General features: G+C 76.2%; 12 protein-coding genes. 3 read left to right on the top strand and 9 right to left on the bottom strand.

Features of this window, described 5'->3' with window-relative positions; genetic code table 11:
- Window positions 1–332 precede the first annotated feature (332 nt).
- A complete protein-coding gene (locus ET526_RS08615; RefSeq protein WP_135467281.1) occupies window positions 333–1,463 on the top strand; it encodes an Mrp/NBP35 family ATP-binding protein in 1,131 nt (376 codons plus the stop codon).
- Between the two features lie 72 nt (window positions 1,464–1,535).
- Window positions 1,536–2,375, top strand: coding sequence for an LLM class F420-dependent oxidoreductase (locus ET526_RS08610; protein ID WP_135467280.1), 840 nt, complete (start codon window positions 1,536–1,538; stop codon window positions 2,373–2,375).
- Window positions 2,376–2,424: 49 nt separating this feature from the next.
- Here ET526_RS08610 and der read toward each other — a convergent pair whose 3' ends face one another.
- From der to ET526_RS08595, 3 genes are all read right to left on the bottom strand, one after another.
- Complete coding sequence (gene der, locus ET526_RS08605) at window positions 2,425–3,774, bottom strand: ribosome biogenesis GTPase Der (RefSeq protein ID WP_135467279.1); 1,350 nt, start codon at window positions 3,772–3,774, stop codon at window positions 2,425–2,427.
- 70 nt (window positions 3,775–3,844) lie between these two features.
- Window positions 3,845–5,200 carry an outer membrane protein assembly factor BamB family protein gene (locus tag ET526_RS08600; RefSeq protein WP_135467278.1) on the bottom strand — a complete coding sequence of 452 codons (1,356 nt, stop codon included), beginning with the start codon at window positions 5,198–5,200 and terminating at the stop codon, window positions 3,845–3,847.
- Window positions 5,200–5,850 (bottom strand): tetratricopeptide repeat protein, encoded by a 651-nt coding sequence (locus ET526_RS08595; protein WP_135467277.1) that lies wholly within the window; start codon window positions 5,848–5,850, stop codon window positions 5,200–5,202. Before ET526_RS08595 ends, ET526_RS08600 begins: the two co-directional genes overlap by 1 nt.
- A gap of 76 nt (window positions 5,851–5,926) precedes the next feature.
- Between ET526_RS08595 and ET526_RS08590 the strand changes: the two genes are divergently transcribed.
- On the top strand, window positions 5,927–6,298 hold the full coding sequence (locus ET526_RS08590) for a hypothetical protein (protein WP_240048319.1): 372 nt from the start codon (window positions 5,927–5,929) through the stop codon (window positions 6,296–6,298).
- A 12-nt stretch (window positions 6,299–6,310) separates the two neighbouring features.
- Here the strand turns inward: ET526_RS08590 and ET526_RS08585 are convergent, their stop codons facing one another.
- The 6 genes from ET526_RS08585 to ET526_RS08560 all read right to left on the bottom strand — a co-directional run bounded on the left by ET526_RS08585 (window position 6,311) and on the right by ET526_RS08560 (window position 13,044).
- Entirely contained in the window at window positions 6,311–7,642 is a 1,332-nt protein-coding gene (locus tag ET526_RS08585) for a dihydroorotase (protein WP_135467276.1), read from the bottom strand.
- Window positions 7,643–7,714: 72 nt separating this feature from the next.
- Entirely contained in the window at window positions 7,715–9,475 is a 1,761-nt protein-coding gene (gene asnB, locus ET526_RS08580; RefSeq protein WP_135467275.1) for an asparagine synthase (glutamine-hydrolyzing), read from the bottom strand.
- A complete protein-coding gene (locus ET526_RS08575) occupies window positions 9,475–10,545 on the bottom strand; it encodes a glycosyltransferase (RefSeq protein ID WP_240048318.1) in 1,071 nt (356 codons plus the stop codon). Before ET526_RS08575 ends, asnB begins: the two co-directional genes overlap by 1 nt.
- A complete protein-coding gene (locus ET526_RS08570) occupies window positions 10,542–11,363 on the bottom strand; it encodes a glycosyltransferase family 2 protein (protein WP_135467274.1) in 822 nt (273 codons plus the stop codon). Before ET526_RS08570 ends, ET526_RS08575 begins: the two co-directional genes overlap by 4 nt.
- Window positions 11,360–12,283 carry a glycosyltransferase family 9 protein gene (locus ET526_RS08565; protein WP_135467273.1) on the bottom strand — a complete coding sequence of 308 codons (924 nt, stop codon included), beginning with the start codon at window positions 12,281–12,283 and terminating at the stop codon, window positions 11,360–11,362. Before ET526_RS08565 ends, ET526_RS08570 begins: the two co-directional genes overlap by 4 nt.
- A gap of 56 nt (window positions 12,284–12,339) precedes the next feature.
- Window positions 12,340–13,044 (bottom strand): DUF502 domain-containing protein, encoded by a 705-nt coding sequence (locus ET526_RS08560; RefSeq protein WP_135467272.1) that lies wholly within the window; start codon window positions 13,042–13,044, stop codon window positions 12,340–12,342.
- Between the last annotated feature and the right edge of the window lie 57 nt (window positions 13,045–13,101).

Here is a 13,101-nt window from a genome sequence, read left to right as displayed (position 1 = left end):
TCCTGCGCCTGCCGGATCAGGTCGTCGAGGTCAGGACCGGGCCCGCCGCGCCCCCCCGGCGGGGGCGGCGGCGCTCCCCACGGCCCGCCCGGGCGTGGGTTGCCCCAGGGGCTGGGTCCACCGGTGTTCAACGCCATCTCTTCTGCCGGCCTCCGCTGCTGATCCCGGGTTGGTATTGTCGTGTTCGTACCGGCGCCGCCCCCTCTCGGGGGGTGGATGGAGCGCCGCGGCCCGTCCATATGACACGAAGGCGGGCTGCTGTCGCCCGCGCAGGCCAGAATTTACGCGCCGCCGCAGAGCGATATTGTCGGGTCGGGGAGGCTTTTCAAGCGATGGCAGAGACACTGGCGGAGGCGGTGCGGGAGGCGCTGCGCACCATCCGCGACCCGGCGAGCGGCCGCGACATCGTCGAGGCCGGGCTGGTACAGGGCCTGACCGTGCGCGACGGCCTCGTGCACCTGGCCCTCGAGGTGCCGCGGGAGCGCGCGCGGGAGATGGAGCCGGTGCGCGCCGCCGCGGAGAAGGCCGCCGCTTCCGTTCGCGGCGTGCTCAGCGCCACCGTGGTGCTCACCGCGCACCGCGCGCCGGCGGAGCCGCCGCCGGGCGGCGCCGCTCGGGCCGCCGCGCCGCGCACGGCGCCGAAGCCGCCCCCGGGGCAGGGGCCGATGCTGCTGCCGGAGGTGAGGCGCATCATCGCCGTCGCCTCGGGCAAGGGCGGCGTCGGCAAGTCCACCACCGCGGTCAACCTCGCCGTGGCGCTGGCGGCGCAGGGACTCTCCACCGGGCTGCTCGACGCCGACATCTACGGCCCCTCCCTGCCGCAGATGCTCGGCGCGCGGGAGAAGCCGCGGGTCGAGGGGCAGCGGATCATCCCGCTGCGGCGCTGGGGGCTGAAGGCGATGTCCATCGGCTTCCTGGTGGACGCCGACACCGCGATGATCTGGCGCGGCCCCATGGTGATGGGCGCGCTCGAGCAGATGATGGGCCAGGTGGAATGGGGCCCGCTCGACGTCATGGTGGTGGACATGCCGCCGGGCACGGGCGACGCGCAGCTCACCATGTCGCAGCGGGTGCCGCTCGCCGGCGCGGTCATCGTCTCCACGCCGCAGGACGTGGCGCTGCTCGATGCCCGGCGCGGCGTCAGGATGTTCGAGCGCGTGAACGTACCCGTGCTCGGCATCATTGAGAACATGAGCTTCTTCTGCTGCCCGAATTGCGGCCACCGCAGCGAGGTCTTCGGCCATGGCGGGGCGCGCGCCGAGGCGGAGCGGCTGGGCGTCGAGTTCCTGGGAGAGCTGCCGCTGAAGCTCGCGATCCGCGAACTGGCCGATGCCGGCACGCCCATCGTCGCGGCGCGGCCGGAGACGGAGGAGGCGCTCGCCTACCGCCGCATCGCGGCGCGGCTGTGGGAGAAGCTGGAGGGCGACGGCGCCCCGGCGGCGCCGCGCATCGTGGTGGAGTAGGCCCGCGGCTCCGCCCTCCCCGGCCGCGGCATCCGGTGTAGGCTCCGGGGCGTGTGCCTGGGAGGGACGGTCATGCTGTTCGGCGCCTCGATGTTCTTCACCGACTATTCCATGACGCCCGCAGCGCTGGCGCGGGCGCTGGAGGAGCGCGGCTTCGAATCCCTCTGGGCGCCGGAGCACAGCCACATCCCTCTGTCGCGCCGCTCCCCCTGGCCGGGCGGGGGCGAACTGCCCAAGCGCTACTACGACGTGATGGACCCCTTCGTCTGCCTCACCGCCGCCGCGGCGGCGACGCGGACGCTGAAGATCGGCACCGGCGTCTGCCTGGTGAACCAGCGCGACCCGATCCAGACGGCGAAGCTGGTCGCCTCGATCGACCAGGTCTCGGGCGGGCGCTTCCTGTTCGGCATCGGCATCGGCTGGAACGCCGAGGAGATGGAGAACCATGGCACCGTCTTCGCCACCCGCGCCAGGCTGGTGCGCGAACGCGTCGAGGCCATGAAGGAAATCTGGACCAAGCCGAAGCCCGAATACCACGGCGAGTTCGTCAACTTCGACCCGATCATGGCCTGGCCGAAGCCGGTGCAGAAGCCGCACCCGCCGGTGATCGTCGGCGGCGGCTTCCCGCAGGGGGCGCGGCGGGCGCTGCGCTACGGCGATGGCTGGATCCCGATCACCGGCCGCGCGCCGATCCACGAGGCGCTGGCGAAGTTCGGGGAGATGGCGAGAGAGGCCGGCCGCGACCCCGCCGGCGTGCCGGTCACCGCCTTCGGGGCGGCCGAGGATCTCGGGGAGATCCGGCGTCTGCGCGACCTCGGCGTCTCGCGCGTGGTGGTCTCCCTGGAATCGGAGAAGGAGGACGCGATTCTCCCCGTCCTCGACCGCTGGGCCGGGTTCATCCGGCAGGTGTGAGCGGGGCGTTCCGGGGCGGGGCCGGAAGGCGCCGCCGCGACGGGCGCCCCTACCCCTCGCGCTCGGCGAAGGGGTTGCGCGTCCCGCGCAGGTTCAGCCGGATCGGCACGCCCGGCATGGCGAAGGCCTCGCGGAAGCTGTTGACCAGGTAGCGCCGCCAGTCCTCCGGCAGCAGCTCGGCGCGGGTGCCGAACACCGCGAGCGTGGGCGGGCGCGCCTTCGGCATGGTGACGTAGCGCAGCCTGATGCGCCGCCCCTCGACCAGCGGCGGGGGGTGGCGCGCGAGCGCCGCCTCGAACCAGCGGTTCAGCTCGCCGGTCGGAACGCGGCGGTTCCACAGCGCGTAGGCCTCGCGCACCGCCGGCATCAGCTTCTCCACCCCCCGCCCGGTCTCTGCGGAGAGCGGCACCACCGGCACGCCGCGGAGCTGGGCGAGGCTCGCCGCGAGCACGTCCTCCACCCGCCGCCGCGCCGCGGCGCGGTCCTCCACCGCGTCCCACTTGTTCAGCGCGATCACCACGGCGCGGCCCTCGCGCTCGGCCAGGCGGGCGATGCGGAGGTCCTGCTCGTCCATGCCGAGCAGCGCGTCCACCACCAGCACCACCACCTCCGCCTCCTTCAGCGCCGCAATGGTGGAGGCGACGGAGAGCTGCTCCAGCCTCTGCGCGATGCGCGCGCGCCGGCGCAGCCCGGCGGTGTCCACCAGCCGCACCCGCCCGCCGGTGGCATCCGTCCACTCCACCGCCACGGCGTCGCGGGTCAGGCCGGGCTCGGGGCCGGTGATCATCCGCTCCTCGCCGAGCAGGGCGTTCAGCAGGGTGGACTTGCCGGCGTTGGGGCGGCCGACGATGGCCAGCCGCAGCGGGCGCTCCTCCCCCTCCTCTTCCGCCGTCGGCTCCTCCGCCTCCGGCAGGTGCTCCCGCACCGCCTCGTGCAGCGCGCCGATGCCCTCGCCGTGCTCGGCCGAGACCGGGATCGGCTCGCCGAGGCCGAGCTCGTAGGCCTCCATCGCCGCGGCGGCGCCGAGCCGCCCCTCGGCCTTGTTCGCCACCAGCAGCACGGGCACGGCCTGGCGGCGCAGCCAGGCGGCGAAGGCGCGGTCGGCCGGGGTGAGGCCGCCGCGCGCATCCACCACGAACAGGGCGAGGTCGGCCCCGCGCAGCGCCGCCTCGCTGCTCGCGCGCATGCGGCCGGGGATGGTGTCGGGCGGCGCCTCCTCGAGCCCGGCCGTGTCCACCAGGCGCACGGCGCGGCCGCCGACCAGCGCCTCCGCCTCCTTGCGGTCGCGGGTGACGCCCGGCGTATCGTCCACGATCGCCAGCCGGCGGCCGGCCAGCCGGTTGAACAGGGTGGACTTGCCGACATTGGGGCGGCCGAGGATGACGACGGTCGGGATCATCCCGGGGCAGATGCCGCCCGGGGGAGAGGGGCGTCAATCCCGCCCGCTTCCTCCGCGCGCCCTGCCGCCCTCAGGCCGTCGGCGCCGCCGGCCCCGCGAGCGCCACCAGCCGCGCGTCGTCGGTGAGCAGGTAGAGCACCCCGCCCGCCAGGGCCGGCGCCAGCGTCACCCCGCCGGGCAGGCGCGTCTGCCCGATCGGCGTCCCGTCCAGCGGGTTCACCTCCGCCATCTGGCCGTGGCTGCCGGCGATCAGCAGCCGCCCTCCCGCCAGCACCGGCGGGCCCCAGGTGATCGGGTTGCGCCGCCGCGCCGCGTCGCGGTAGCGGCCGAGCGGGCGGATCCAACGCACCCGCCCGTCATCGGCGCCGAAGCAGACCAGGTCGCCGCCGGTGGTGACCAGGAACAGCGCCTCCCCCGCCACCCAGGGGGTTTCGCCCACCGCCACCTCCCGCTCCCAGATCTGGCGGCCGGAGCGGAGATCGAGGGCGATGGCGAGGCCGCCGAGCCCTGCGCCATAGACCCGGCCCCGGCTGATCACCGGCATGGCGGTGATGGCGGCGATGTCGGAGAACCCTCCGCCGCGGGCCGAGGAGAGGGTCTCGCTCCACAGCAGCCGCCCGTCCGTGGCGCGGATCGCCGCGAGCTCGCCGGAGGCGAAGCCGGCCACCACCACCTCCCCCTCCACCGCCGGGGCGGGAAGGCCGAGGACCAGAGTGGTCACCGGCTGGGCGCGGTAGGTCCAGAGGCGCTCCCCATCCGCGGCCGAAAGGGCGAGGAGCTGGTTCTCCACCGTCGGCACCAGGAGGCGCCCATCCGCCACGGTGGGCGCGCCGCGCGCCGGCGCGGGCAGGCTCACGCGCCAGCGCACGGCGCCGCCGGCCGGATCCACCGCCATCGCCTCGGCCAGGCCGGTGACGACGTAGAGGGTGCCGTCCGCGAAGGCGCAGCCGCCGCCGAGCGCGCCGTCGCGCCCGCGCCGCGGCCGGGTGTCGAGCTCCCAGAGCCGCCGCCCGCGCGCCGCCTCCACCGCCGTCACCCGCCCGTAGGCGTCCATCGCGTAGGCCGCGCCGCCAGCGACGATGGGCGGCGCCACCAGCCGGCGCCGGTAGGCGGAGCCGATGCCGACCGGCACGCTCCAGGCGAGGGAGAGCGGCGCGCCGAGCGCCGGGTGGCCGGGATCGTGGCCGATCACGCCCCCCGCCTGCGGCCATTCCGCCACCGCCTCGGGCGGCGGCAGGGCGAGCGGCGCCCCGCCCCCATCCACCTCGAGCGGCCGCTCGGTGGCGAGCACCGGCAGGCGCTCCCCGGGCAGGGGCCGCTTGCGCTCTCCGAAGATGGAATCGATCGCCTGGCAGCCGCCGAGCAGGCCGGCCCCGGCGAGCAGCACGCCCCGTCGGGCGAGGCCGCGCGCGCCCTCCCCCGCCATCAGCCGCCGAGCCCCGCGAGCAGCCGCCCGGCGCGGTCGCGCACCCCCTGCGGCGCCGCCTCGTCGGCGGCCAGGGCGGCAAGGCTGCGCCGGGCCGCCTCCGTCTCGCCGCGGCGCAGCATGGCGAGCGCCCGGACCTCCTCGGCCGAGGCGCGCCAGGGATTGCCGGGCACGGCAAGCGGCCCGAGCCGGGCCTCGATCACCTGCGGATCCTCGCTGTCCAGCGCATGCAGCCCCCACATCAGCGAGGCGAGATCGCGATAGAGCGGATCGGCGGCGCCGTCCCCGGCCACCGCGTCCCACAGCGCCAGGGCCTGCTGCCGGTCTCCGGCCTCGGCCAGCAGCGCCGCGGCGCGCAGCCGGGCGAGGGTGCGGTAGCCGGCCGGGGCATTCGCCGCCACGGCGGCGAAACGCTCGGCGGCGGCACGCCCGTCCGCCTCCGGGGCGGCGGCCTGCCGGCTGGCCTCCACATAGGCGATGGCAGCCTGCGCCGCCTGCCTGTCCTGCCACCAGCGCCAGCCTTGCACCCCCGCGACCGCGCCGACCACCAGCAGCGCCGCGCCGGCCAGCAGCCCGCCATAGCGGGCGAGCAGCCGCTTCATGCGCTCGGCGCGGAGATCCTGCTCGACCTCGTTGAAGATGTCCGACACGATTCCCCCGCAAAAGGCGGCGGACCATAGCGGCGCCTTCGCCTTGCGTTAAGCCCGGCCGGGCCAGGCTGGCGCGGTGCGCTCCCCTGCCCTTCTCCTGCTGCTGCTCCCGCTCGCCGGCTGCGACGCCACCGGCCTCGGCGCCGCCGCCGCCGTCACCGCCGGCTCGGTCGCGGTGATCGGGCGGACGCCGGTGGACGCGGTGGTGTCGCTGGCCAGCGGGCGGGACTGCTCGGCGGTGCGGCTCGACCGCGGCCTGTCCTACTGCGCGCCGCGGGAGCCGCCGCCGGCACCGCCACCCTACTGCACCCGCAGCCTGGGACGGGTGGATTGCTGGACGCAGCCGCCGCTCGCCCTGCCCTACGTGCCAGGCGTCGCGGATGGGCCGGCGCGGCTGACGCCGGCGCAGGAGGCGCACCGCACCCGGCGCTGGCCGGGCCTGTTCTGACCCGCCGCCCGGCTACGCCCCCCGCGCCTCGAGGAAGCGCACCGGCACGCCGCGGGGCGGGCCGATCACCTCGTCCTCGCGCATCACCACCTGGCCGCGCACCACCGTCATCGCCGGCCAGCCGGTGCAGCGATGGCCGGCGAAGGGCGTCCAGCCGCAGGGGGAGACGATCCATCCCTCCTCGATCACGCGCCGCCGCTTCATGTCCACGATGGTGAAGTCGGCGTCGTAGCCGGCGGCGAGCCGGCCCTTGCCCGCCACGCCATAGACCCGCGCCGGGCCGGCGCACATCAGGTCGGCGAGCCGCGGCAGGGAGAGGCGCCCGGCGCTGACATGGTCGAGCATCAGCGGCACGATGGTCTGCACCCCGGTCAGCCCCGCCGCCGTCTCCGGCCAGGGCCGCTCCTTGGCGGCGCGGGGATGCGGCGCGTGGTCGCTGCCCACCACGTCCACCGTGCCGTCGCGCACCGCCGCCCAGGCCGCCTCCAGGTGGCGCCTGTCGCGGATCGGCGGGTTCATCACCGCGTAGCCGCCGAGGCGCTCATAGGCCTCGTCCGTCTGGGTGAGGTGGTTCAGCAGCACCTCCACCGTGGCGAGGTCGCGGAAGCCCTTGAGGTAGTCGAGCTCCTCCGCCGTGGAGACGTGCAGGATGTGGGCGGGGCGGCCGGTGCGGCGCGCCAGCGCCATCAGCCGCCGCGTGCCGAGCAGCGCCGTCTCCACGTCGCGCCACTCCATGTGGCTGCGGTGCGGCATGCCGGGAGAGAACAGCGCCCGGCGCGCCTGCAGCCGGTACTCGTCCTCGGAGTGGTAGCAGACGCGACGGCGGCCGGAGCGCATCACCGCCTCCAGGCTGGCGTCGTCCTCCACCAGCAGGTCGCCGGTGGAGCTGCCGGCGAACACCTTGATGGCGCAGACATTCGGCTGCAGCTCCAGCTCCCCGAGCGCGGCGATGTTCCCCTTCGTGGCGCCGACGTAGAGGCCGACATCGCACCAGGCGCGGCCCCTCAGGTGGTCGCGCTTCCAGTCCAGCCGCGTGCGGTCGGTGATGGCAGGGGTGGTGTTCGGCATGTCGAACACGGCGGCGAGGCCGCCCAGCACCGCCGCGCGCGTGCCCGTCTCCAGCGTCTCCACCGCGGCGTCGCCCGGGTCGCGCAGGTGCACATGCGCGTCGATCAGCCCGGGCAGGACGTGCAGGCCACGGCAGTCCAGCGTCTCGGCCGCCTCGGCCGCGCGCAGGTCGCCGAGCGCGGCGATGCGCCCCTCGCGCACGCCGACATCGGCCTCCTCGATCCCCCAGGGCAGCACGCAGGCGCCGCCGCGCAGCACCAGGTCGAAGCGGGTCATGGCGGGCCTCCTCCTCCGGCGCGCCCCTATAGCGTGGCGGTCCGCCGGCCGTCATCCGGCGCACGGCGCCGCTCAGCGCGCCGCCAGCACCGCGAACACGTCGCCCTCCTCCCGCCGCCCCTCGACGTGGCGGCGGTGCCAGAGGGCGTAGAACAGCAGGTGCCAGGCGGCGAAGCCGGCGCGCTTCTCCGCCGCGTGGCGGAACAGCGCCGCCACGCGGTCAGGCTTCGCGATCTCCGCCACGCCGGGCTGGGCGGCGACCAGCGGGCCGAGCCGGGCACCCACCCCCGCGATCCAGGCGCCGACCGGCACGGTGAAGCCCTGCTTGGGACGGTGCGGCTCCACCGCCGGCAGGTGCCGCGCCACCCACTGCCGCAGCAGCCACTTGCCGGCGTGGCCGCGCACCTTCAGCGCGTCCGGCAGGCGGAAGGCGGCGGCGGCCACGCCGGGGTCGAGCAGCGGTGTCCGCCCCTCGACGCCATGCGCCATCAGGCAGCGGTCGAGCTTGGCCAGCAGGTCGTTGGGCAGCCAGTCCGCCACGTCGAGCGCCTGCGCCGCCATCAGCCGCGTGCGGCCGGGCGTGGCGGCGGCGGCCTCGGCGGCGGCGATGCCGTCGCGCCAGGCGGCGAGCGGCGCGCGCAGCACGTCGAGCCGGTCGAAGCTGCCATGGGCGCGCGGCGCCTTGCCGCCGAGCCACCAGGGCCGCATCGCGGCGCGGTAGCGGCCGTAGCCGCCGAAGATCTCGTCGCCGCCCTCGCCCGAGAGCACCACCTTCACCCCGTGCGCCCGCGCGGCGCGGCCGAGGAACCAGGTGGGGATGATGGCGTAGTCCGCCGCCGGGTCGTCCATGCGGGCGACGATCTCGGGCAGGTGGCGCCAGACCATCGCCTCGTCCACCGCCACCGTCACGTGCCGCGCCCCCGCGGCGCGCGCCGCCTCCGCCGCCGCCGGCCGCTCGTCGGCGACGCCCGGGATGTCGAAGCCGGCGGTGAAGGCGAGCACCGGGCGCTCGTTCAGCCGCGCCATCATCGCCAGCACCGCGGCGCTGTCCACGCCGCCCGAGAGGAACAGGCCGTAGGGCACGTCGCTCCTCTGGTGCAGCGCCACGCTCTCCTCCAGCGCGGCGTCGAGGCGGGCGAGCGCCGCCTCCTCGCCGATCTCCTCCGGCCCGCCCTCGGGCAGGGCGGGACGGCGGCGGCGCTCCACCACCGCGCCGTCGGCGATCGCCACCGTCTCCCCCGGCAGGACGCGGCAGATCCCCTCGAAGATGGTCTCGGCGCCGGTGGTGAACTGCACCTGCAGCAGCTCCGCCCGCGCCTCGGGCCGGACGCGGGGGCGGACCAGCCCGGCGGCGAGCAGCGCCTGCGGCTCGGAGGCGAAGGCGATGCCGCCCGGCACCTCCGCCATGTAGAGGGGCTTGATGCCGAACGGGTCGCGCGCCAGCACCACCTGCCGCGCCGCGCGATCGTGCAGCGCCAGGGCATACATGCCGCGCAGGCTGTCGGCGAAGGCCAGGCCGTCGCGGCGCCAGAGGTGCAGCGGCGGCTCGCAGTCGCTGCCGGTGGCGCAGGCGAGCCGGTTCGCCTCGCGCAGCTCGACGTAGTTGTAGATCTCGCCGTTGGCGACCAGCGCCGCGGGTCCGGCGAAGAGCGGCTGGTCGCCGGTGACGAGATCGATGATGGCGAGGCGCGTGTGGGCCAGCGCCACGCTGCCCGAGACGTGGTGCCCGCCGCCGTCGGGGCCGCGATGCGCGAGCGCCCGCGCCAGCGCGTCCAGCACGGCGACGGAGGGGGTCTCCCCCTGCCGCAGCGCGAGGCCGGCGAGGCCGCACATCAGCCCGCCCCCTCCGGCGCGACGGCGCGCAGGAATGCGCGCCAGCGGGCGAGCACCGGGCCCTCGGCATGGGCGCGCAGGAACTCGGCCCGCCCGGCGGCGGCCAGCGCGGCGGCGCGGGCGGGGTCGGCGAGCAGGCCGGCGATGGCGGCGGCCAGCGCCTCCGGCGCCTCGCGCGGCACGAGAAGGCCGGTCTCGCCGTCGCGGATCAGCTCGGTCGGGCCCTGCGCCGCCGCCGCCACCACGGGGCGCGCCGCCGACCAGGCCTCCAGCACCACATTGCCGAGCGGCTCATGGCGGGAGGGGCAGACGAAGACGTCGCAGGCGGCGAGCAGCGCGCCCGGATCCTGCCGCCAGCCGAGGAAGGCGACCCGATCCGCCACGCCGAGTTCGCGCGCGAGGCGCTCGAGCGCCGCCCGCTCCCCGCCCTCTCCGGCGAGGAAGAGATGCGCGCCGGGCAGCAGCGGCATCGCGCGCAGCAGCAGGTCGAAGCCCTTGTTCGGGTGCAGCCGGCCGAGCGCGAGCAGCCGCGGCGCCCCGGCCGGGGCCGGCAGCGCCGCCGGGGCGAGGCCGGCGAGGTCGTGGACGAAATTCGGCAGGTGATGCGCCCGCGCCTCCGGCCAGCCCTGGGAGACCAGCCATGCCCGCAGCTCGCGCGTGTTGCCGACCAGGTGGTCGCAATGGCGGTAGTGCTTCAGCTCGTAATAGCCGCCGAGCCGGCCGACCAGCGTCCAGGGCGCGCCCCGCCGCCTCACCTGGCCGGCCTGGGCGCTGGCCCGGTTCATCCAGGAGACCACCACCCGCGGCCGGAAGGCGGCAAGCGCCGCGGCGAGGCGGGGGCGGGTGCGCAGGTCGAGATGCCCGCCGAAGCGCAGCCGCACCGGCTCCAGCCCGGCCGCGCGCAACCGGGCGAGGCGGCCGGGATCGTCGCGGATCACCGCCAGCACCTCCTCCCCCGCCGCGGCGAGGGAGGCGACCAGCCGCTCGAAGAAGGCCTCGGCACCGCCGAAGGGGGCGCCGGCCATCACCTGCGCCACCCTGAGGCGGGGCTCCGCCGCGCCGTGGATCATGCGCCCTCTCCTCCGGGACGGTGCCGCTCCGGCTCCAGCCGGGCCTTGAGGTGGGCGAGCAGGGGGAAGGCGCCGGCGCAGAAGGCGAGCAGCACGCCCCAGCCCCCCTCCCGGTAGCCGCGGCGGGAGACGTAGGATTTGAAGGCGCGGGAGAGGCAGCGCCGCAGGCTGCCCGGCAGGGTGCCGATGTCCCCGGCCTCCAGGAGATCCGCCGCCCTCGCCGAGGAGTAGCGGTCGAGGCGGCGCAGCATGTCGGAGATGTCGCGGTCCACGAGGTGCACCAGCGCGCCGCGGCTGAGGCGCGGCCCCTCGCTGCCGGTCCAGTCGAGGCCCGGATGCACGCGCTGCTCCCGCCAGCGCTTGGCGCCGCGGCGGAACAGGCGGGGCACGGCGGTGGTGCCGAAGCTGCCGGCCCAGCCGTTCCGCACCAGCCGCCCGCCGATGTAGTTCTCCACCGGCACCAGGTGCCGGGCGTGGGGGGAGGTGGCGATCACCTCCCGGATCTCGGCGGCGAGCGCGGGGGTGACGCGCTCGTCGGCGTCCACCTCCAGGATCCAGTCGCCGCTGCAGGCGGCGATGCCGGCATTGCGCCGCGCCCCCTCCCGCTCCCAGGCGCCCTCCAGCACCCGGGCGCCGTGCCGGCGGGCGATCTCGGCGCTGCGGTCGGTGGTGCGGTCGAGCACCACCACCACCTCGTCGGCGAAGGCGAGGGAGGCGAGGCAGTCGGGCAGCCGCGCCTCCTCGTCGCGCGCCACTACCAGGGCGGAGAGGCGCGGCGCCGCGGCGGCCAGGGCGCGCTCCGGCGCGGGCGCGTTCATGCCGGCACCGGCTGGGCGAGCAGCCGCTCCGCCGCCGCGCGCGCCGCCTCCACCGTCAGGCCCGGCAGGGAATCGGGCGCCGGCGATCCGGGGGCGGCGACGAAGGCGGCGCGGCGGCCCGCCGGGGCGTATTCCTCGGCGCTGGTCGGGCCGAACAGGCCGAGCGTCGGGGCGCCGGCGGCGGCGGCGAGGTGCATCAGCCCGGAATCATTGCCGACGAACAGGGCGCAGCGGGCCAGCACGGCGGCGGCCTCCGGCAGGGACAGGCGGCCGGTCAGGTCGAGCGCCCGCGCGCCGAGGGCCTCGCGCACCGGCGCGGCCATCGCTGCCTCCTCCGCCCCGGCCCCGCCGAGCAGCACGGCGCGGGCGCCGGGCAGCGGCCCGTCCGGCCCGGCGAGAGCGCGGTAGAGGGCGACGAAGCGCTCCGCCGGCCAGACCTTGCGCGCCCAGTTCGCGGTCGGGCCGAGGCCGATCCAGGCCCCGCCCTCCCCGCCCAGCAGCGCCGCGGCGCGCGCCGCGTCCGCCGGCCCGAACCAGGCGACGGGCAGCGGCGGCGGATCGAGGCCGAGGAGGGCGCCGAGATGCCGCAGGCGGTGCCCGGGCTGCCGCCCGCCCCGCGCCACCACCCGCCGCCCGGCCCGCAGGGTGTAGGCGAAGGCGGAGGCGCGGAGGTCCACCACCAGGTCCCAGCGCTGGCCCGCGACCTGGCGCCACAGATCCAGCCAATGCAGGCGAAAGCGGCGCTTCTCCAGCACGATGGTCCAGGCCCGGTTGGGCATGCGGGCGAACACCCCCTCCGCCGCCGGGCCGCAGGCCACGACCACCTTGGCCGCGGGATGGGCGCGGATCAGGTGGTCGAGCAGCCCGGTCGAGAGCACGGCGTCGCCGATCCGGGTTGCGGTGATGAACAGGATGCGCACGGGGGCCGCTCCTATCCGATCGCGCCGTGCCGCGCCACCGCCAAGGGCGCCCCGCCTCAGGGCGGGGGCGGCGCGGGGGCGGGAACCTCCTGGCGGCGCGTGTAGGCGATGCTGTCCGGGGCGTTGGCGCCGCCGGTGACGATGAAGGCCATCGCCTGGTCGAAGGTCCAGTCGGTGAAGACGATGTCGCGCACCGGCACGATCTCGATGTAGCCGGAGGTGGGGTTGGGCGAGGTCGGCACGTAGACCGCCGCCAGCTCCTCGCCGGTGACGCTGTCCTGCATGATGCGGGTGACGAGGCCGATCACCTTCATCTCGCGCGAGGGGAAGCTGATCAGCACCACGCGGCGCTCGCCCTCCGGCGTCACGCTGGCGACGACCAGGAATCTCTTGATGCTGCGGTAGATGGTGTCCACGAAGGGGATGCTGCCGATCACCCCCTCGATCAGCGCGATCAGGCGCCGCCCCACCATGATGGTGGTGGCCCGGCCGAGCAGGTAGAGCAGCAGCAGCACGGTCAGGGCGGCGAGCACCGACTGCACCTGCTCGCTGGCCAGCCAGGCCGCGATCAGGGGCTGCTCCGGCTGCAGGAAGCGGGCGAGCGCGCTCACCCAGGGCCGGCCGATCCGCGAGAGCTGGGTGAACAGGAAGGCGACGATCCACCAGGTGATGGCGAGCGGCGCGGCGGTGATGATCCCGATCAGGATGTAGCGCCCGGCCGACTGGGCGGCGCCCGGCTTGTCCCTCGTCCTCTGCGTCATCCCAAGGCTCCCGCTCCCATGCGCGCGGCAGGGATACGATCTGGTGCGGCCGCGGGA

It is taken from the genome of Crenalkalicoccus roseus (assembly GCF_004761865.1).
GTDB classification, from domain to species: Bacteria; Pseudomonadota; Alphaproteobacteria; order Acetobacterales; family Acetobacteraceae; genus Crenalkalicoccus; species Crenalkalicoccus roseus.
Note: the sequence above shows the minus strand (reverse complement) of the source record. Positions and strands in the feature narration are given on the sequence as shown.